Source organism: Acinetobacter sp. NIPH1876, from assembly GCF_022808535.1.
Classification (GTDB): domain Bacteria; phylum Pseudomonadota; class Gammaproteobacteria; order Pseudomonadales; family Moraxellaceae; genus Acinetobacter; species Acinetobacter higginsii.
Genome location: NZ_JALGBR010000014.1, coordinates 11,572 through 32,882, shown reverse-complemented (window position 1 = coordinate 32,882; position 21,311 = coordinate 11,572). Strand labels below are relative to the sequence as shown.

20 protein-coding genes are annotated in these 21,311 nt (G+C 39.6%); 7 read left to right on the top strand and 13 right to left on the bottom strand.

The genetic code is table 11. The features are described from left to right. Positions 1-491: 491 nt before the first annotated feature. The 3 genes from MN869_RS15620 (at position 492) to MN869_RS15610 (ending at position 2,242) form a co-directional block, all read left to right on the top strand. Positions 492-1,130: a DUF805 domain-containing protein gene (locus MN869_RS15620; protein ID WP_241288792.1), complete on the top strand. Its 639-nt coding sequence runs from the start codon at positions 492-494 to the stop codon at positions 1,128-1,130. Positions 1,131-1,154: 24 nt separating this feature from the next. Further along, the gene (locus MN869_RS15615) at positions 1,155-1,766 is read left to right on the top strand and encodes a hypothetical protein (protein WP_151812966.1); all 612 of its coding nucleotides are present in this window, start codon (positions 1,155-1,157) and stop codon (positions 1,764-1,766) included. 119 nt (positions 1,767-1,885) lie between these two features. After that, the gene (locus MN869_RS15610; RefSeq protein ID WP_241288789.1) at positions 1,886-2,242 is read left to right on the top strand and encodes a hypothetical protein; all 357 of its coding nucleotides are present in this window, start codon (positions 1,886-1,888) and stop codon (positions 2,240-2,242) included. A gap of 315 nt (positions 2,243-2,557) precedes the next feature. Here MN869_RS15610 and MN869_RS15605 read toward each other — a convergent pair whose 3' ends face one another. From MN869_RS15605 to MN869_RS15585, 5 genes are all read right to left on the bottom strand, one after another. Then, the gene (locus tag MN869_RS15605) at positions 2,558-3,469 is read right to left on the bottom strand and encodes a hydrolase or metal-binding protein (RefSeq protein ID WP_241288787.1); all 912 of its coding nucleotides are present in this window, start codon (positions 3,467-3,469) and stop codon (positions 2,558-2,560) included. A 242-nt stretch (positions 3,470-3,711) separates the two neighbouring features. Continuing rightward, positions 3,712-4,758, bottom strand: a complete 1,047-nt coding sequence (locus tag MN869_RS15600; RefSeq protein WP_151723388.1) for a lambda-exonuclease family protein — start codon at positions 4,756-4,758, stop codon at positions 3,712-3,714. 161 nt (positions 4,759-4,919) lie between these two features. After that, a complete protein-coding gene (locus MN869_RS15595) occupies positions 4,920-5,954 on the bottom strand; it encodes a DUF932 domain-containing protein (protein WP_241288785.1) in 1,035 nt (344 codons plus the stop codon). An 18-nt stretch (positions 5,955-5,972) separates the two neighbouring features. Beyond that, complete coding sequence (locus MN869_RS15590; RefSeq protein ID WP_033133445.1) at positions 5,973-6,239, bottom strand: hypothetical protein; 267 nt, start codon at positions 6,237-6,239, stop codon at positions 5,973-5,975. A gap of 120 nt (positions 6,240-6,359) precedes the next feature. Continuing rightward, positions 6,360-7,244: an inovirus-type Gp2 protein gene (locus MN869_RS15585; RefSeq protein WP_241288783.1), complete on the bottom strand. Its 885-nt coding sequence runs from the start codon at positions 7,242-7,244 to the stop codon at positions 6,360-6,362. A 659-nt stretch (positions 7,245-7,903) separates the two neighbouring features. On the opposite strand from MN869_RS15585, the gene MN869_RS15580 reads away from it, so the two are divergent. Further along, a complete protein-coding gene (locus MN869_RS15580) occupies positions 7,904-8,830 on the top strand; it encodes a hypothetical protein (protein ID WP_241288780.1) in 927 nt (308 codons plus the stop codon). Positions 8,831-8,841: 11 nt separating this feature from the next. On the opposite strand, the gene MN869_RS15575 is transcribed toward MN869_RS15580, so the two are convergent. Next, positions 8,842-9,912 carry a hypothetical protein gene (locus MN869_RS15575; RefSeq protein WP_241288779.1) on the bottom strand — a complete coding sequence of 357 codons (1,071 nt, stop codon included), beginning with the start codon at positions 9,910-9,912 and terminating at the stop codon, positions 8,842-8,844. 232 nt (positions 9,913-10,144) lie between these two features. On the opposite strand from MN869_RS15575, the gene MN869_RS15570 reads away from it, so the two are divergent. Further along, positions 10,145-10,414 carry a pyocin activator PrtN family protein gene (locus MN869_RS15570; RefSeq protein ID WP_161419670.1) on the top strand — a complete coding sequence of 90 codons (270 nt, stop codon included), beginning with the start codon at positions 10,145-10,147 and terminating at the stop codon, positions 10,412-10,414. On the opposite strand, the gene MN869_RS15565 is transcribed toward MN869_RS15570, so the two are convergent. After that, the gene (locus MN869_RS15565) at positions 10,398-11,543 is read right to left on the bottom strand and encodes a tyrosine-type recombinase/integrase (protein WP_241288777.1); all 1,146 of its coding nucleotides are present in this window, start codon (positions 11,541-11,543) and stop codon (positions 10,398-10,400) included. The two genes, MN869_RS15570 and MN869_RS15565, sit on opposite strands and share 17 nt — an antisense overlap. Positions 11,544-11,677: 134 nt before the next feature. Here MN869_RS15565 and dusA point away from each other — a divergent pair, with 134 nt between their 5' ends. Then, the gene (gene dusA / locus MN869_RS15560) at positions 11,678-12,694 is read left to right on the top strand and encodes a tRNA dihydrouridine(20/20a) synthase DusA (RefSeq protein WP_243308593.1); all 1,017 of its coding nucleotides are present in this window, start codon (positions 11,678-11,680) and stop codon (positions 12,692-12,694) included. Between the two features lie 186 nt (positions 12,695-12,880). Here dusA and MN869_RS15555 read toward each other — a convergent pair whose 3' ends face one another. Beyond that, the gene (locus MN869_RS15555; protein WP_171553418.1) at positions 12,881-13,360 is read right to left on the bottom strand and encodes a copper resistance protein NlpE N-terminal domain-containing protein; all 480 of its coding nucleotides are present in this window, start codon (positions 13,358-13,360) and stop codon (positions 12,881-12,883) included. 670 nt (positions 13,361-14,030) lie between these two features. Here MN869_RS15555 and MN869_RS15550 point away from each other — a divergent pair. Next, positions 14,031-14,510 carry a CHAP domain-containing protein gene (locus MN869_RS15550; RefSeq protein WP_243308591.1) on the top strand — a complete coding sequence of 160 codons (480 nt, stop codon included), beginning with the start codon at positions 14,031-14,033 and terminating at the stop codon, positions 14,508-14,510. A 13-nt stretch (positions 14,511-14,523) separates the two neighbouring features. Here the strand turns inward: MN869_RS15550 and MN869_RS15545 are convergent, their stop codons facing one another. The 5 genes from MN869_RS15545 to MN869_RS15525 form a co-directional block, all read right to left on the bottom strand. Continuing rightward, positions 14,524-15,294, bottom strand: coding sequence for a tRNA threonylcarbamoyladenosine dehydratase (locus MN869_RS15545; RefSeq protein WP_243308589.1), 771 nt, complete (start codon positions 15,292-15,294; stop codon positions 14,524-14,526). Between the two features lie 61 nt (positions 15,295-15,355). Then, positions 15,356-16,543: an MFS transporter gene (locus MN869_RS15540; RefSeq protein ID WP_243308586.1), complete on the bottom strand. Its 1,188-nt coding sequence runs from the start codon at positions 16,541-16,543 to the stop codon at positions 15,356-15,358. Positions 16,544-16,653: 110 nt separating this feature from the next. Then, a complete protein-coding gene (gene acnA, locus MN869_RS15535; protein WP_243308584.1) occupies positions 16,654-19,410 on the bottom strand; it encodes an aconitate hydratase AcnA in 2,757 nt (918 codons plus the stop codon). A 126-nt stretch (positions 19,411-19,536) separates the two neighbouring features. Next, positions 19,537-20,352 carry a TatD family hydrolase gene (locus MN869_RS15530; RefSeq protein WP_243308582.1) on the bottom strand — a complete coding sequence of 272 codons (816 nt, stop codon included), beginning with the start codon at positions 20,350-20,352 and terminating at the stop codon, positions 19,537-19,539. Beyond that, positions 20,352-21,266 carry an RsiV family protein gene (locus MN869_RS15525; protein ID WP_243308580.1) on the bottom strand — a complete coding sequence of 305 codons (915 nt, stop codon included), beginning with the start codon at positions 21,264-21,266 and terminating at the stop codon, positions 20,352-20,354. The genes MN869_RS15530 and MN869_RS15525 overlap by 1 nt, the downstream gene beginning before the upstream one ends. Between the last annotated feature and the right edge of the window lie 45 nt (positions 21,267-21,311).

Sequence of the window (21,311 nt, the reverse complement as noted above, 5' to 3'; positions counted from 1 at the left end):
TTTTGTTCGTATTGGTTTTTCGCCTTATAACTGACTGTAATGGTCGCATGGATAATTCAAAAGATTGACTAACTCTCACCTCCCGATTATCCTTTCCATGCTGACCCACATGGTCAGTCGGTTTTGACAGACCGTTTAGCTAAGCGCACAACGATACATGTGGTATGTGTTTCTTGTGCGTACCTTTCTCTTTGCACCTCTATGGTGGAACGGGAGGGGGACGCGTTCGCGCGTGCTGATTCTTAGCTATCAGTCTGTCAACCCGCTCTCGTTCTGCCACCATCATTTGACAGTGATATGGCAGGATTTCTTAACTAGCTAAGGAGTCAACCATGACTATTTATATCTCTTCTTTTTCATCAAGTCTCATCCCCATTTCGCTAGCCCTGCGAGCACATTTAATCTGAACTTACCCTAAGTTTTCAGGGACGTTTTTGATTTTAATTAATATCCTGTCAGCAATAAGCATCTGTACGGGAGGGGGTTACATAATGAAAGGTAAAATACTAGATTTCTCCATCCAAACCAATTCAGGCATTATTACTGGAGAAGATAATAAACGATACCAATTTACTGGCAGTGAATGGAAAGAACAAAGTATTCCACAACGTGGTACTGATGTTGATTTCGATCACACAGAAGATGGTAAAGCAACAGGAATCTATCTAATACTTGATAGCCATTTTGTTAGTCAATCCGCAACACCTCTACCAGCTCAATCACAAACTAAGGCTCAGCAACCGCCTATCAAACAGCAATCATCGAATCAAGGTAGAATCGATAAAACAGAAGAACAATATAACCCGTGGGATTGGTATCAAAAATGTTTTATGAACTTTGTCAATTTTGATGGACGTGCTAGACGTAAAGAGTTTTGGTTTTTCCAATTAATTGCTTTTATTGGACTAACAATCATTGCTATGTTTTCTTTTACGTTTGCAAGCATCTTTGCTTTGATTATTACTTTACCCTCAATTGCTGTATCTATCCGCCGTCTCCATGACACTGGTCGATCGGGATGGTGGCTTTTAATTGGAGCTATTCCCATTATTGGTATTTTAATGCTGATCTACTGGTATGCACAGGATGGCGAACCACAGATCAATGCCTTTGGCGCAGCTCCAAAATAAAATAAAATTTATAAAGGAATTTTCATGAAAAAATTAATCATCGCTAGTTTCTTCGCCATTTGTACAGCCCATACTTTTGCAGCCACACCTAGTTTTAAAATTGGTGATGAGTATATTGTCCCAAATCTTGAAACCCCAAAATCTTTAACTGTTAAACTTGGGCAACCAAGCTCTACAAAAGGAAATAAAATGGTTTGGCAAAAAGGGGCTGCAATAATCACTGCCGAATTTAAAAATGCAAAGCTTCAAGAACTAAGTAGTAATTTATTTTCAATACCCCCATATGCCAAGGCTCCTGAACGAAAAGCAGAATTCACATTTATAACAAATGTTCATTTAGCAGCTAATACAGGCGCTTTTAAGAATGAACCTATTCTTAAAGTGGGTAGTTCATTGAAACAAGGTTTCTGTCTAGCGGCTCACTGGATTGATAAAAAGGAACGTACTCTTCGTTATACGGTTAAAAAAGCTGGACCTGATAATGGTAGTTTTTATTGGTCTTCTGATACAACACAAGATGCTGTGGATGAATGGGCACTATACCGTAAAGATACTTACACTCAAGGTATGGGGCTTATTACCCGTGTTGGTTGGGTTAATGAACCTGTCAAATATGACGTAAAGAAGTGTTTTTAAAATTAATTCAATTAAACCTAAAAAAGAAAGAAACCGCTATTAACCAAATGTGTTACTAAAAATAGAAACATGCTCTTTTTTAGACTCTCTTCAAAATAAAATACAGAGTGAATACAGTAATGAAAAAATTAAATCTATGCCTCATCTTATCTTTTGGACTGTTATCTAGCTTCCCTATGCTTGCTCAAGCAAAAGCCAAAGAAGCGATCTGTCAAATTGATGAAGGTGGTCAAACACGTTACAAAGGAAAATGTAATTTTGAGCCTCAAGGTGGTGGTAGCTTCTATATCAGCCATCCGAACATCACTAAAAAGGTAAAAGTCGAAGGGCTCATGGTGATGGTCGAAGGTAAAGATCAAGCTGTTGTCCAAGCCACTAGATTAGGGGGTGGCGGTTCTATGTGGGGTGAAGCTACTCGCTCTCAAAAACAAAAAGCATGTTGGGTCGGTAGTGATTTTGAAGTTTGTGCATGGTAAGTAATCAACCAACATAAATTTCACGTTGTTACAGAAGACCAAACTGTAAAAAAAAATAAGAGATTTTTCTCTTATTTTTTTATGGCTATCGACTTAAAGGACTTCACTAAGATATGAAGTGAATAACCACCTAAAACCTCTACCATTTTAACAAAAACAAAGGAATCATGATTCCCCTATTTTATCTTCGTGCAATCTTGGGCTCCAGCCAATCATCAACCTTCTGCGAAAGCAAACCTATTCCCAGTTTGTGATTGAGAGGGCTTTCTCTCAATACAAACCTGAGTTCTGTATTTTTCTACCAATGACTCAGACCTAATTTACTGCACGTACACTTTGTCTAAGCCCCTGTTTTATATCATTAGCAGTTTGAGCAATTGAGACCGTTGATTCCATATTGGGTTGTACCTCAACCGTATTTTGCTGATCATTATAAAACTCCTCCACTATATCCAGCCCCTCTTCTCCACCCACCTCAAAACTGGCTTTGCCGTAGCCCTGATGTGCCACGAAATCCAATGCCTCCTGATAAAACCCTGCGGCCTTGCTCTGTTCATCCATTTGCTTAGCTGAGCTAATAGCATCTTTCAGATTTGTACCATCCCGTAAAGTTAAGTCCACGTAGTAAATCGGAGTACGGTAGCTTTGAGTCGTACTCTTACCTCTCAACGTCAATTGCAAAGGCAAACATGAAAGTAAGTCGCCCGAAGCGGCATGATAATAACGAAGACGAGCTGCCAGCGTCCGAATACTATTAAAACCCGTTGTTCTGAAGATAAATGTCCCTAACTCGTCCGATTCATCTAAGTTGACGTAGAGTCTGCCATAGGGTTTACAGAGTCCGCCTTGTGCCAGTGGACATAAGTCAGGTGATGGACATGGATGTTGTTCAATACCATTTTGTCCGAGTCGCTGACAGGTTTCTCCATTACCCGAACAAATTAAACGTCCTGTCTGTCGATCAAATAAGCTGTACTCTGCTCTAAGATTAAGCTCAGGATCATTAAAAATCATACGGACTGGAATGATTCTGAGTTTTTGATTCGGTGCTTTGGCACGGAGTTGCTCATCCAGTGGATGTTTCACCCAACCCTCTTTGTTTTGGATTTGGCTGGTAATAGTAAATTGGTCATCCTTTTCAGGAACACGTTTACCATTCTTTTCTATAATTTTACCAATGCTGATACGCCCAAGTACGGGTGGTGTAATTGCTAGACCTGTAATCATGAGATGAATCCTTATTTTGTTAAATATTTACGAAGTCACGATATTTACTGTAAAGCACTACCTCTTCACCTATTTCTTTTCAGCCTGATCAATCACCTCTCTTTATTCATCGGTCACAAGAGATTGAGTGCATCAAAGATTTACGCAAAGCTTCTCCAACGCCCTTTCTCTGTTATTTGGAGGGAGGGCAAGTGGGGCGGCTTTGCGCATTTTTTAGGTTTAAGGAGGAGGGCTAGAGCTGGTTAAGAACTTGAATGAATATTAAATCTGCGACTACCAATACGGGTTTGAGGATACTGATGTAATAATTCGGGCTGTGCTTGGAGTAATGCTTTCTGGTCTAACACCACACTATCCTTCGATTTCTTCCATGTCACACTGCCCTGACTAAATATGGCTTTTTCGGCATCCTTCATTAATATCTGAATACGATGTTTTAGATAGTCATATTTGGTTTGATGGTGTGCTAGATGCTTCTCCTCATTCAGTAGATCAGTAAAAAGTTGATCTACTCCTGATAAAGTAGACAGATCCACAGTTTGTAAAGGTATATGCTGCGGGTATAAGAGTTGCAAAGCTTTAGCTGCTGACTCACTAGCATCGACATGCGGTGGCATATCGTCTTCCACACATGACCAGAAGATTTTTTCTGAAGCAATCAGACGATTAATTACGATCTCGTTGCGTTCAACCTTAAAGATTTTGGCTTCATGTCCACAGATCAAGACACAGATATGCGCTGCCTGTTTGCCTGTGACTGCCAGTTGGTGCTGCACCTGAATAATCACGTATAAAGGCACACCATCACGCCAGAGTTTGGTTCCCCATTCACCGACAGATTTACACTCCAATATCTGTATTTCATCACAGCCTACAACGGCATAGTCCAGATTGGCTAACATAAAGTGTTTGTCAGGATCAGGATGCTGTAGCACCGCATTGACCTTACGCACTTTATGACCTGTCTTGTGTTGGTAATAGTTGGCAATTAAAGGCTCAAGCTGATTACCCCAATATAAGGGGGAATAACTGTTTTGGGTCGGTTGATCAGGCTGGTTCTGCATCCGACCTGTTTTAATCATCCATAACTCTAACATGCTCATGTGAGGATTAAGCCCACAGGCTGCGGCTGCATCACTGCTACCAATGCCTTGTTTGCGTACCTGTAACCATTGTTCACGGCTCATGCCTTTGGTTTTAACAAGGCGTTTGGCACGACTAGGATTAGGTTTAGCTAACGGTAAATGTGGTATGGATTTGCTGCTTTGTGGTTCAACGATATGGTTCATGAGATACTCCATGTCTGTAAAAATTAAAATTGCGGCATAAAAAAAGCCACATCAGGGCGATGTGGAAAAAGGGAGTTTTTGGGTAGAGGGAAACAGATCATTTAAGCAATCGGTATACTGCTTAGGCTAATTTGGCTAGTTGGTTCTAAATTCAATTCAGGTTAGACCACCATTCTGAGTGCCTGTTCCAGTCCTCGCTGTTTCATGGCTGCACCTGTACCAAACCATGCTGAATCCAGTCGGTGATCGGTACTCATGGCTCGACGTTCGTGATCAACAAACTCGGTGATACTACACAGCAAGCCATAGGCTGTATCTTTGGCTGAACTGAGTTCTGCACCTCGTCCCTGACCATTAAACATATCCATGACTTTCGACTTGGCTCGTCCATTCGGTTCGGTTTTATTGGCTGCATTGGCTTCATTTGCCACATTGCGGTAGAACTGGATAATGCTGTCATCCTGTTCAGCAATGCTGAGACTGGTATTGTTAAATACCGCATCAAAATAGGCTGCCGCTTCCTGCTGGGTGACTTTACGCTGACTCAGTTGCTTCATTTCATACATATGCTCATCCCATGCACGAACGGAAATACCCAGTTGCTGTTTGACCTTTTCTGCATCAAAGCGAGTGCTATGTGGAACTTTCACCACACCTGCACTGGTACTGCCATTGCGTAAGGCAATCGCCAAGGTGTTGTTACATACAACCCGAATGGAAGTGAACTGTGCTGTCGTGGCAAGTGTGCCATCACATGCTGTTGCCAGTAAGATATAGCCATTACTGACATCCTTACCTTTCAAGGCTGTACTTTGTCCCGTACGTGCCAAAGCCCAGAACTTTTTACCACCTTTCAATACACCTGCTGTTTCCAGTTCAAAACCTGATTGCTCAGTGAGGTCACGATAGAACTCCAGAATTTCTTTGGGCTGGACTTCCTGAAATCTTTGGCTAACCACAGATAAAGGTGCATGAGTGTCAGAACGATACAAGACACGCTGTTCCTCATAAGGCAGGATGATGCTTTGTCCACGTTCATTTTTTGCCATGTAACTGACATCGGATGATTCAATCCGCCAGTCCATGCCTGCCTGCTGCGCCCAGACTTCAATCGGTTGATGTGGGCTGAGTTGATTACCCAGACCATGCCACGGGGTTTCACCGACATACGCCATTTGTTCAAGTTGATGTGCCATGATGATTTCCTCCCATCCCTAGTTGAAATTGCATTGGCAATTGTTGCAGTGGAAATAAGCGGTAGGCTGCTGTGGCTGTGAGGGTTGAACCAGACTATCAATCAAGCCACCCACCACTGCACCCGCCAGCCCACCGAGTAATGGTGAAAATGGCGTAGGCAAACTTTTGGCAAGGCTTGCACCAATCCCTGCACCTGCCATCGAAGAAAAACTGTTATTGCCTGATGGCTGTGTAGTTGCACGGCTGACATTGGCTGAATAGCAATATGGGCATGTAATATTCATAAGATAATCCTCATTAAATGAAAAAGGCTTACCAATCGGCAAGCCTGTGTTTTTGAATGTAAGGGAAAAAGAAAACATTCAATCTTCATGTTAATGATATATATCTATGATTTTTTGGGATCAACGTTGTGACATACCAAAGGTCTTCATCTTCTTGGTGGCTTTAATCCTGAGATATTGTTCTTTCTTGGGTCGGGCTAAATATAATAAAACCGCACGCATCCTATCCACTTGGTACTTTAAGTTACTGTAAATAATACCAATCCCTACCATTCCATTTTCTTCATATCGCTTTAAATAACGACGATCATGGCAATTAAAGTAACATCCATCCCCATCTGTAATATCTTCCCATAATTCACCCATATCATTCGCAATCTTCCATGCCTCTATACGGTTTCGTTCATTAAGAATAAATACAACATGGTAATGATAACCTTTGCTCTTACTACCTTGTTCTAAAGCCCATACCAGTAGTAATACATCATTTCCATATTTAGAACGATTTACTTTTCTAAGGAAATGCTCCAGATCGTCTTGTACTCTTTGGATATTAACATTGGTGATGTAACTCAACTCGATGCTTACAACCAATAGAGCCTTATAGCTTTCGGTCAATTCTGTTAATCGCCTATCCAGTTTTTCAGCATTCAGACTTTCATTGTAACGATGTTGACGCCTTTCATTTAAATGATCACTTTTCATTTTATTGAAATATCTTTGCCAATCATCAAATGATCTACGCTTTAAACATCTCAACAAATCTATTGGTGAATCCAAATCAAGGTGATACTCATATAATAAATTACAAAATAACTGCAATAAACTTGAATAACTAAAATCGGGATTATAGACTTGATCAAAATCAAGAAGTAATTCACAAAAGTTTTTATAAAAAGATCGAGGCTGTCTTTTTGCATGTAAACTCGATTTAATGAAATCCTCTATCTCAATGGATAGATTTGCTTCACAGATTTCACTTGATGATGTATTTTCAAACTTCATGATCACTTACCTATAGTTTAGAACTATATGAAGTGACAATTATTTTAATAATTAAATTTAAGATTAGATATTATTAAATTAAGTTATTTTAATAAGTAATTTAATAGGTTGATTATATATTTATAAACAAAGTCATTACACATAATTAAAAATCAGATTAAAATATATTAAAAGCACCATTCAAACATAATAATATCAAGGCTTTTAGCATGGTCAACCTTTAAATAAAGCATGATAAATCAAGTTAAAGTTATCCGATGGTAAATATATAAAAACTTTGACATCATGAGCCTAAATTATATATATTTTAAACCTTTGTCATCCATAGAAAAAAAATTAAGTCAATAAAGTATAATGAAGAAAATTATTGATCTATTTTTAATGATTGCTTTGTCTGTCGTTTAGTGGACAACACTTATATAAAGATCAACGACTGGTAGAATCATTGCATCACTGGCTAGATCAACAACGTTTGATTCAGGTCAGTAATGATTGATACCCCTGCAATTTTGTGGTACTCGTCAACCTACCTATACCCTCTACAAAAAACGTTTGGAAAAATAAGGGGAAAACGCCTGAAACAAGGCGGAAAAGTTACTTGAAGCTCTAGCGAATAAATCTAAAATTTAAGAGTAAGTTTTTCGTAAAGAGATGAAGTAATGAGCAACATTGAAGAAATTAACCAGCTTAAATCAGCACTCAAGCAACTAGATGAGGGTGATCTTGTACCTGCATTATTCCTCATGGAAATGGATATTGAATATGGTAGTTTTATAAATTTCCAAGAAAAAATAGATAGAAATTTAATGCGTAATTTCACCCAAAGATTAAATACTATTAAGGAGTTAAGTGAGATTAGAAAAGTTATCCTTGAATATTACTCTAATCTAGACTGGGATTATGTAGATGATTATCTAAGAGAAATTTATACACTTAAATCTCTTTTAAATAATCGTGGTAGAGATCTATCAAAATATCAATCCAACCCAAGATTGTTAGCGTTCGCACTAAACCATTATGAAAAACAATTTAGACGTGGAGATATTATAATTAATGATATAAATAATTATTTTTTTAGATTTTTGTTTATTATTTTTTGTCATCACGATTATAGTAAAAGCACTTTAGACTTGAATATCATTGAGGAGGGCTTTAGTCAGCTTATAAATATTCACCTTATCCATTTCATGAAAAATGATACGATTGATTTTTACAGATGGGCAAAGAACTATATGGATGATCATAATGACAAGTACCATAGTATAGTATACACGCCTATAACAGATGACGAGTATAAAACCACTGTAAATATTATATTTGACACACTCTTTGATGAGAATAAAGATATCTATGTAGCTTTAAAAGATAGGCTATCAAATGCTTGGTATCAGAAAAAATACCGTCAAAAAAATAAAGGGAAAAAGGCTCACCATTATGTTTTACAGAAGAATACCTTAGATGCTCTACATAACCTGGCTTTCAAATGGAAGATGAGTCATGAACAAGTTATTGAAAGATTAATTAATGAGCATTATGTTAAGGAATGCAAAGACGTTTCTGGTGAGTGTTTGTATCAAACAAGCTAAATAATATATTTTTATTCAATCATTTTTTTTGGCTTGTACATTTGCAAGCCATCTATTGCTTGTCTTAATCCTGTTTTATAAATTTCTGGATAACGATCATCATAATAAAGTTGATCTACAAAATTATAATGCCATTTTCTATCTATTGAGACATTATCAAATACAATTCTAATAAATTGATAAAGACTATACAGCCTAACAGAATTATCATAAAATGTTCTTTGATTAAATGTGTAACCATATTCTTTCATTTTATTTCCTGCATACTCTGTACAAACCTTTTTCTCTTCATTATTTAAATTAATTACAGCTTTTTTTCTACAATCATAAGCACCACTAATTGAGATATTATAATCTGGTCTATAATTAACTTGCTTTTTATTGTAATATATATTATTTGCACTTCCCTCGATAAAGAAAAAAGCTCCAGCTAGTGCAGAAACATTCCTAACATCACCATGAAATATCATTTCCTCATGATTTATCTCTTTATTTATTAAAACCAATAAATCTTTGATTATCCTAACATTTCCATTCATGAAGTCATTAAAATCGAATCTCATGAACATATTGCTATAGTTATGAATTATTTGCTTTTTTAATATCTCGAACTCACAAAACATTAATACCCTTAAAAAGACTCTATTCATTTCCTCCTTATGTTTAGGGCTCATCTTATCCTCTTTAAGTCGTCCAGTACTTAATATTTTAAGTTCCAACAATTTATTAAAAAATGACATTGATGCTGAGTCAAAATCAAAATACAAAAATTGAGCCAATAATTTATATTTTACCGTTCCATCCAAACAAGAAATATTGGAGTGTCCACATATATTAAAAATATCTTGCAAATATGTATACACTGGGAAACCACTGCTCTTTACCCTAAGCAATAACTCACCCATAATTCTTTTAAATCTTGACTCAAACACCTGATTTAATTTTAATTCAATCCCACACAACAGATAATGCTTATATACTTCAGCCCTATACTCAGCAAATCCTCTCTGTGAATTTATAGTATCAATCTCATCAGCGACATAGCGATAAAATTCATACTTCAAATCAGAGAAAGTAGACATCGATGCTAGGTCATGTATGAAAATATAGTCCAAAATATTAAATGCCGAAATCTTCCACTCAGTTACTCGAACCACTGCATTCTCTCAAAGATGTACCACTTAACGACATTTTCCTTTTTTTGGTTTTTTTTACAATATCCACATCAAGTCGATTGATGGCAGTTTAGTCAAAAATTCACAATAAACTTGATAAAAATCATTTATTTAATCTTTTAAACTAAAGGTACACCTTATGAAAAATGCAACGATCAAGACTTCAGACTACTTATTTATGCAGTTTAGAACTGCCATGCCAACACTCGACCAAGTCTGTGATATCTATTATCCACACCTAAGTAAAGCCAAGCGACTTGAAAAAGCTCGGAATGTAGAATTTCCTTTCTGCTGTTTTAAGCTTGATACAAGTCAGAAAGCACCATACTTTGTTGATATTATTGACCTAGCTTTTGTACTTGAAGAAAGATATAAAGATCAATTTGATAATTTTAACAAACTTGATTGAACAGTTTTAAAACTTGTTCAACATCCATAATATTTTTCCTGACCTTTACGGATACATACCGCTCCAGACTACTCCACGAATCATGCAGGCTCACTTGCTGGATTTGTGGAATAGTCATTCCTTTCTCGGCCAAACGTGTACAACCCTCATGACGTAAATCATGAAAATGTATGTCATCTATCCCCAACAACTTGCAAGCCTTTCTAAATTCACTCCCCATTGTCCTTGGGCTTAACGGCACGAGTAGGTTTTCATCGTAACCTCGTTTTAACATCCGATTGCGGACATCTCCATCAAGCAATAAATCAATTATTTGCTGACAATCAGCATGGACACTAAACTCTTTGTGGTTGCCTTTAGAGCCATTCGGATTTTTTAAATCCCGAATCTTCCATAATTTATTCGTTTCATCATAGTCATCCAGTTGCATCCGTGTAATCTCTGCTTCCCGTCTGCAAGAGAAAATTGCAAACCACATGATTAAGTGCATAGGGTAGCTGTAAGATGAATGATTCCATTTTCTAACAAAATACTTTGTAAGTCTTTCAAGCTCATCAAAAGTAGGTAGCCTATCTCTTTTTTGACTAGATGATATTTGACGAGTCTTTCTCAATTGGGCAGTGGTTTTATCAAATGTTGGTAAATCTACTTTTAAATTCCACATAATTGAAGCATGGCTTAATACTCCCCTGATGTGCAATAACTCATGCTGTAATGTGCTGGTGGCTATTGGCTGTAAATTCAATTTATCAATTCCTTTTTTCCGTAAAGACACGTGACTAGAGATATGAGTTGAACTTATTTCTGTAACCCTATTCTGGGCAATGGGTAACTTTTGAATTAATTTAAGCGAGTATGTTTTAGTACGCCCATATTGATCGCCAACCTCTGCTAAATACTTGGTAATCGCATCATATAAGGTTAAGTCCACTAAGTTTTCCTGACCAAACAGAATCTCTGGATTTTCATCTATCTCTGCTTCACGTTTACCGATCCACATGCTAGCTAATCGCTTTGTAGAAAATGTCTGGCTTTCTTTAAATGCAGGAAATCCTTTTTTATTGATTCTGATCTCCGCACGATAACGGATTGTTCCATCCTTGAGTTTTCGTTGTGCTATAGTACCCACAAAATTTACGCCATAGAAAAATTTACGCCATTATGGCGTAAAAATGGCGTAAATTCTAATCGAAACGGTGCGAATTAGGCGTGAATGGTTGCAAATAATTTAGTATCAATATCAACATAAATGGATGATTTTTAATGATTAAATCAGACACCCTTGAAAATACTAAAGATTTCAGAATTAGCGTTGCGCCGATGATGGATTGGACAACCAAGGACTATCGTTTCTTTGCCCGTCTTTTTAATCCCAATGTGGTGCTCTATACTGAGATGGTCACAACAGGTGCGATTATTTATGGCGGTGCCAATCGTCATCTCGATTTCAACAAACAAGAACAGCCGATTGTGTTGCAACTCGGCGGCTCCAACCCACAAGAGTTGGCGACCTGTACCAAAATGGCGGAAGACTGGGGTTATAACGAAGTCAATTTAAATGTCGGCTGCCCAAGTGATCGCGTTCAGAATAATAAAATTGGTGCATGTCTCATGGCAGAGCCAAATCTGGTGGCTGAATGTATTCACAGTATGCAAAAAGCAGTTTCGATTCCAGTGACGGTAAAACATCGTATCGGGATTGATGACATGCATTCTTATGAAGAGATGCTGCATTTTGTCGATACAGTTGCTGCCACAGGTTGTACCCATTTTATTGTACATGCACGTATTGCCATCTTGCAGGGCTTATCGCCAAAAGAGAATCGTGAAGTTCCACCATTACGTTATGAAGATGTCTATCGTCTCAAACAAGAACGTCCGCATCTCACCATTGAAATTAATGGTGGCATCAAGACCTTTGATGAAACACAGCAACATTTACAGCATGTCGATGGCGTGATGATTGGTCGCGAAGCCTACCATAACCCGTATCTATTGGCTGAAATGGGACAGCTCTGGAATTTGGAAGCAGTTGATCGTTTTGAGATCATGCAGCAAATGATGCCTTATATTCATCAACGTGTGGCCGAAGGTGCACCGCTTTCAATTATCACCCGTCATATTCTGGGCTTATTTCAAAACCTACCAGGTGCACGTAAATGGCGTCAGGCGCTGAGTGGTGGTAATGCCAAAACCATCGCCGATATTGAACATGCCATTCAAAATATTCAAGCTGCGATGCAACGTACTGAAGATTATTTAAAAGAGCATCAGGACTAATCTGATATGCTAACTAAGCATAACGTTTTTGCAATGGGACATAGCGCAAAAGCCGCTATGTTGCATCAGCATTGAACTTGCTATAAATCCAAACTTCTCATCCCCCTTGAGCTTAACAAATCGCGTTAACCGTTATGCTCAAGCACGGTTTCACAATTTTATCTTACAGAAACAACCGAAGTTGATTTAAGCTTTTTTAGCTAACTGAAACTCTTCATAAGAATCAAAAGGCATCTGCGTTTTTGTATCAATGATTTCAATCTGTTCATCACCTAACATAATCATATTCCGAGTGGGAACACCTTGTAGCTGAATCTTTAACTGATCGTTATCCAGAAACTTAAATTGTCCTGCATAAATTTTAGCTGGGCGATTATCATTATTATTGCTTTGTTCCAATACAAAAGTTTGATCTGCGTTGATTTTAAGATCAATTCCTGTACCCAAACAGCCATCACAACTTGTCACGCATGTCGCACATGGAACTACGCCCGAATAATGCCCGACCCATGCCTTAAGCTCAGGATGATTGACTGAATGTTGCTTATTTGAGTGTAGATCTGGTGTTTGTGCTTGCGCATTACTTTGATTTTTTGCCTCATTCGACTGTGAACATCCCAAACTGATACTGGCAAAAACAAAGGAAGTCAGCAATGTCTTTTTCATATCCAATTTCCCTCAAACTCAATATTTAAAATTCATTGCAGGTTCAATACTACGCGGCGCATCACTATACGTTCAGGCATGCGACCAAAGCAAGTGCTGCGATACTCATGTTAGCTAAAGGGATATTTATAGATCTCGTGCAAAAAACAATACGACTTAATGGCCCTGTTTTTTATTAAAAATAAGGTGATTTATATTGAAGTGTTCACAATCAAGCGTCGCAATATTGAACTGAATATTTTAAAAACGCTTGTATCCAAAACAAAAACTTTGATACATGGCTGAATAAGTTGCACGATCTGATCGAGATCAGAAGATTTTTCCGAACAAAACACTTTCACCGCTTTACTCAATATAATGATATTAAACAAAAACTTAGATAAACATCAAGTATCAAAGCAGATCTAATAGCCCACACCAACATGTCTATTTTTTAATCAAAAATGAAATATAATCTTACAAATCATTTTATCTAAACTAATCAACCAACAACTTACTGATAATGAAAAAGATTCTTAAATAGCAATTCAGCTAAGTGATCTGTACAACAGCTCAAATGTTATATTATTACGTTACATTTCAGTTTTTTTAAGATTTATCGCTTACTATGGGCGCCGTAATAAATTCTGGCACACGTTCAGTTGTTTTGAAAATGCGGTAGAGATGCACAATGATTTATGATGTACCTTCAGTTGATCACAGTATGATTCACCCACCCTCGCAACAGGTGGTTATTCCTTATCGAGAAATGCCGAAGCCTGCATCAGTGCCAGCAATTGATGTTGATAAATTCTCTCAGAAATTGGCAAAGCGTGCCTCTTATCGTAGTTCATCACAGTGCGCTAAATTTGTCAGAATCGCCCTACAATCTGCAGGTGCCAATATTGTTAAGCATCCAGTGGCTGCGTCAGACTGGGGCCGCACTCTACAACAGATTGGTTATCAGCAAATTACACCCGCGTTTAACAATCCACAGCCTGGCGATATCTATATTATCCACCGTACTAAAAAACACCGTTACGGGCATATTGCTGGCTTTACCGGTTCACAATGGGTTTCAGATTTTAAGCAGACCAGTTATGACGTCTATAAAGACCCAAATGTCACCTATACCTATTACCGTTTAACGCCGCAATATCCACAGGCTTAATTTATTGGGGCAATCATTTCAGCCCTGATTTTTTATCCAGTTTCTTTAAGACTTCAGCCACCGCCACCATGGCAAAGCTTGAAGTCACCACCACCGCCGAACCATATCCCCCGCAGCGTAGACCCGCACTTGGGCAAACATCCGCGCTGGAAAATGGGTTATCAATCGAATACACGCAAGTAATGCCAAATTTCTCTTTGGGCTTTTTGCAAATACCCATAGAGCGCAGTTGAGTACGTAACTTTGCCAACATTGGATCTTGTTCGGTTTTGGACAAATCTGCCACCCGAATCTTCAACGGGTCGAGTTTACCTCCTGCTCCACCCGAAACAATCAGCGGGACTTTGTTAAAACGGCAATGCAGCATCAAGGCAAGTTTGGCTTTGACATCGTCAATACAATCTAAAACGATACTTGGAACTGGATTTAAAATTTCTTTGACATTATCAGGCGTCAGATAGTCATCAATCACATTCACTTTCATGCGTGGATTGATCTGGCGACAACGTTCCGCCATCACTTCGATTTTTTCTTGACCTAATGTCGAACTCATCGCTGGCAATTGACGGTTAATATTTGATGCTGCTACCACATCCATATCGACCAAAGTCAATTCACCAATCCCGGTACGTGCCAGTGCCTCAACCGCCCAACTGCCAACACCACCAATCCCAATCACCATGACATGGCTTTGCTCATAATGTGCAAACGCATTTTCTCCATAAATTTTGGCAACACCAGCAAAACGGCGCTCATATTCATCATTTACAGGAACATCAGTCATAACAGGGCGGTCTATAGCTTTCGATTAAAGCTGTATTTTAACGTGTTTAACTGGTTTTAGGTTAGCTCAGTGAAACTTTACTTGATGGTTGATCTCGACGAATTAAAATCACCAACAAGATAAAAACCATCAGGCTCATGCACAAAGCCAATAGGTTTGCATTAATCCATCCCAGGCTACTCAAAATCGGTGCAGGTAAAAATGCCCCTAAGGTCGCAAATAAGGCAATTCCTGTTTCATTAATGCCTTGGACACGATGTTTTTGCTGCTCGTTAAGACCTGCTAACAAGGTTGATGCACCTGAATAAGCAAAATTCCAACCCACACCCAAAACGATCAAGGCAGCATTAATATAGATGCCGACCTGTCCAAACATTGGAATTAAAGACGATAACATCAGCAAAGCAAAACCAACATAAATTGTAGTATGCATTCCCCAGCGTTGAATCAGTTTAGAGACAAAGAAGGACGGGATAAACATCGCCAATACATGTAGCTGAATCGAGATCGAAGCATAATGAAATGAGTGATGCTCCTTGAGATGCAAGGAGGACATAATCATCATCACATTCATAATATAGTAGGCAAATGCACCGCTGATCACCGCAGCAATAATTAAAGTGCTTGGCAGTTTGCTCCGTTGAGTTGGTTCAATCAGCACTTGCTGTATCTGCTGGCGTTGGAATTTTCTGTTCCATAGATACAAGATCGGAGAAAGCAGCAAGGCCAAGACACTAAAAATGAAATAGATCGCAGTAAAATCAGGTAACCCTTGCACCTGTTGAAATTGGATTGCCAACATCGGTGCAATAACCGCAGCAACCACACCACCCGAAATGACCATCGCGGTGGCTTTTGGAATTAAATCAGCGGCCAGCCGATCAGAGGCAGCAAAACGATAAAAATTAGCGGTGGAAATGAATAAACCCAGTGAAAAATGACTCAGACATAATAGATAAAACTGTTGCTGCTGTAGAGCCAAATAACCGAGAACACCTGCCAAGAACAGGCAGACGCAACCAAACTGGAAAACCAAATGCCGTCCGAGCTTTTTCATTAAAAAAGAAAAAATAAAGGTGGTCAGTAACATCGCTAAAAACTGCAAACCATAAGGAACCGTAGCCAAAGCCTGTGTTGGCGCTAACTTTAACCCCACAATTGCAGCCACAGTAACAGACAGAACAGCGGCAATTAAATTAAATGCCTGCGCAGCCAAGAGATAATAAACATAGCGTGGTAACTGATTCAAAACCTTTATCCAATTTAACCGAGCCTGAATACCTTAACGCTGAATGCTTGAAATTCAAACAAAAAAAGATGAAAGACCAGCTTTCATCTTTGATTTAAGTGTGTGTTTCGTTATGCAGCAATCAGATTGCGTAATACATAATGCAAGATACCGCCTGCTTTAAAGTATTCTACCTCATTCAAGGTATCAATGCGGCATAACACTTTGAACTGATCTTGACTGCCATCTTCTCGCTGTACCTGAATATCCAGCGTTTGATGCGGTTGGATATCATCAGATAATCCATGAATCGACAATACTTCACGGCCAGTGAGGTTCAAGGATTGACGGGTTTGCCCATCCACAAACTGTAAGGGCAATACGCCCATGCCTACTAAATTAGAACGGTGTATCCGTTCAAAACTTTCAGCAATGACCGCTTTAACGCCTAAGAGATTAGTCCCTTTTGCAGCCCAATCTCGTGACGAACCTGTGCCATATTCCTTACCTGCAATAATCAGCAACGGTGTTTTCTGTTGCTGGTACAACATTGATGCATCATAGATGGCCTGCTTTTCACCTGTTGGAATGAAAATGGTATTTCCACCTTCTTCACCACCCAGCATTTCATTCTTGATGCGGATATTGGCAAAAGTCCCGCGCATCATCACTTCATGATTACCACGTCGAGAACCGTAGGAGTTGAAATCTTTCGGTTCAACCCCCTGCTGCTGTAAATAACGTCCTGCTGGGCTATCTTTCTTGATATTCCCTGCTGGAGAGATATGATCGGTGGTGACCGAGTCGCCCAATACCGCCAAGATTCGTGCTTGTTCAATATTGCTAATGGCCTTCGGAGGCTGATTAATTTCTTCAAAAAATGGTGGATGGCGAATATAAGTCGAATTATCCTGCCACGCATAAGTTTGGCTTTGTGGAATCTGAATCGCCTGCCAAGTTGCATCCCCATCAAACACTGCTGCATATTCTTTATGGAACATGTCAGTATTCACTTTTTGCAGTACTTGATCAATTTCAAACTGACTTGGCCAAATATCTTTCAAATAAACATCTTGTCCATCTTTGCCTTGCCCAATCGGTTGCGTGGTTAAATCAGTCCGGATATTCCCCGCTAAACCATAAGCCACGACCAAAGGTGGAGACGCCAACCAGTTGGTTTTTACCAATGGATGGACACGTCCCTCAAAGTTACGGTTACCTGAAAGCACAGAAGCAACATTTAAGTCATGGCATTGAATCGCTTCTTCGATGGGTTCAGGTAAAGGCCCTGAGTTACCAATACAGGTGGTACAGCCATAACCAACCAAGTTATAACCCAACTCATCCAAGTACGGCGTTACACCTGCAGCCGCTAAATAATCAGTGACCACTTTAGAACCCGGGGCCAGTGAACTTTTCACCCATGGTTTACGTTGCAGGCCTTTTTCAATGGCTTTTTTAGCCAGCAACCCCGCCGCCAACATCACACTTGGATTCGAGGTATTGGTACATGAGGTAATCGCGGAAATCACCACATCGCCATGATTCAATGGATAAGATTTACCTTCAATGGTGCAAGAGGGTTCTTCATGCGCTAAATTCGCTTTCTTGGCTTCGACAGCCGTACCGCCGCCACCTTCATTCTCTAAACGTTCTTTGGCTTCTTTCGCTGGTTTTAAATTAAGCTCCATCAACGCATTAAATGTTTTCGGAACATCGCCCAACAAAACCCGATCTTGTGGACGCTTTGGTCCTGCCAGACTGGCTTGTACCGTGCTCATATCCAAGCTGAGCGTATCGGTAAAAACTGGCTCATCGCCTGCATGACGCCATAAGCCTTGTTCTTTACTATAAACTTCGACCAAATCAATACGGTCTTGTTTGCGGCCAGTTAGGGCTAAATACCCCAATGTCACCTCATCAATCGGGAAGAAACCACAGGTTGCACCATATTCAGGTGCCATATTGGCAATGGTCGCACGATCAGCCAATGGTAAATCAGCCAAACCATCGCCATAAAACTCAACGAATTTACCCACCACGCCTTTTTGGCGCAGCATTTGGGTAATGGTCAAAACCAAATCGGTCGCAGTAATCCCTTCATTCAACTTACCTGTGAGTTTGAATCCGATCACCTCAGGAATCAACATTGATACAGGTTGCCCGAGCATGGCTGCTTCGGCTTCAATCCCCCCTACACCCCAACCTAAAACCCCCAGTCCATTGATCATGGTGGTATGTGAATCTGTTCCAACTAAGGTATCTGGAAAGGCAAAAACCTGACCTTCATCATCACCTAACCAGACAGCTTGCGCTAAATATTCTAAATTGACTTGGTGGCAAATCCCGGTCCCAGGTGGCACCACACTAAAATTATTAAATGCAGATTGTCCCCAACGAAGGAATTGATAACGCTCACCATTCCGTTGCATTTCAATTTCAACGTTCTCGGCAAAGGCATTTTCATCGGCAAAATGATCGACCATCACCGAATGGTCAATCACCAAATCGACGGGTGACAAAGGATTGATGAGGTTAGGATCACCGCCTGCTTGAGACATGGCGGCACGCATCGCAGCCAGATCAACCACTGCAGGAACACCCGTGAAATCCTGCATTAACACCCGTGCAGGGCGATACTGAATTTCCTGATCAGAACTTTTGGTTTTCTGCCAATCAACCAAGGCCTGAATATGCTCCACTTTTACACTTTTTTGATCTTCGAAACGGAGTAAATTTTCTAGCAAAACCTTTAAAGACTTTGGCAATTTATCAATATTACCAAGTGTTTCAGCTGCTCGCGCTAAACTATAGATTTGATAGGATGTCGAACCGACGCTGAGTGTTTGTAATGCATTGAAACTATTGATTTTGCTATATCTGGCCATAAGGTTACCCTCCCAGTATTGGCTGATGTGTTTATTATCAAATTGTTCTTTTAATGTACCCCTGTTTAGAAAAGCATGTGTTCCCTTTTAGTATCTTATTTTTAACGAGATTATTTGCTTATTCTCTTAAAATTTAAGTCGCAACGCAGCCAATGAATTTTGCCAAAGTTGTGCAGCCAGCTGCAACTCAGGCTGGTCAAGGGTATGAGCCAAACTCTCCAGAACATAAGGTAGGTTGACTGGGGTATTACGGGTGCGATGCTCGGTCGAAGTTTGGCAACACAACGGCGTCATATCTGGACAATCGGTTTCAATCACCAAATGTTCACTGCCTATCGCCTGTACCACTTGATGCAGTTTCTTGGCATTCGGATTGGTGATTTGTCCTGTCACCCCGATTTTAAAGCCCAGTTTAACCAAGGCTTTGGCTTCTTCGACTCCACCACTAAACGCGTGAGCAATGCCACCCAATTTGAATTTTTGTGTTTTTAAAATGGCAATCGTTTCTGCATGTGCTTTACGGATATGCAATAACACGGGCTTTTGATACTGTGTTGCCAATACAAGTTGCTCAATAAAATAATGTTGTTGCTTGGCAAAAAGTTCGGGCTGTTTATGCTGTTTTAAAAAAGTATCTAAACCGATTTCACCTACAGCCACACAGTCATGCTGCTGTAGGACTTGCTCAAGCCGCTGTAAATGTTCTGGCTGATGTTGTTCGATATAAAATGGATGTAAGCCAGGTGCCAGATAAGAAGTCGGCACCTTGTCCCAAGCGTATAATTGTTGATGGGTGTGGATCAGTTCATCGAATCGTGATTCAACAAAACCGATTAATACCAAAGCATCGACCCCAACCTGTTTTGCTTGTTCAGCCAGATGTTGCCGATCATGCTCAAAATCGGCAACATCAAAATGGGTATGGGTATCGAACAGTTGCATTAACTTTGACTTGGCGTACTTGCAGCAGGCGTAGATGCTGCAGGCGTATCAATTTTTGGTAAATATTCAGGTTTTAAAACACCCTGCAATTCACTAAATGGAATCACTAATCGCGGTAAACCGACGACATAAGGACCAATCTCATATTCGCCATATTGCAGAATTAAACCCTGTTCACCCAATAAGAAATTATCGGTGACTTGGAATGGCCAAGCCTGTTCATATTCTTTTGGATCAGTGGCGAGTTTTGAATCGACAATCCACACTTTAAAGGCTTCATGTGCCAGTTTGTCTAAAGTTGCTTTTTGCTTCGGCAATAATAGGTCGTGCAATTGAATCTGTTTTTGGTTCGCTAAATCAAAGTTATAGTAACGTTGTGAGGTTGAACCATGCGCTCCCCCCAAATAACTGCTGCTATTCAACACTACAGTTGCCAGTTGACCTTTCGGTTGTAAAATCTTTGGCTTAACCATCAAGCTGATCTGATGACTACTACTGAGTGCTTTTAACTCATCATCGATTTTAACAAAGGCATTGGCATAGGCTTGTGCCTGAGCATCTAAACCGTTTTTTTGCTCAGTCGTTTTTGGTGCAGATGCTGCTGAAGCATCGGCATCAACGACATCGAGCATTTTACTCAGTTGATCGAGAATCTGCTGATCCAGTAACTGGTCAATAAACGGGAAATTACTTTGTAATCGTTCAACGGTAAAATCTGGGCAGGTATTGCCTTTACACTCAGGTAAAGTCACCTGTAGCTTCACCGTTTCACCACGCAAAATCGGCTCGGCAGTTTGCTGTGCCGCTGGCGGATCTGTCGGTTTATCCTGTGATTCTTTCGGCTCTGATTTCGGTTGGCAAGCAGCAAGTAGAATTGCACAAGCAAGCACGCTGTATTTAGCAATTGTTTTCATTTAAACCCTATCAGCATTGTTATTACACAAGATTTTTAAATGCTA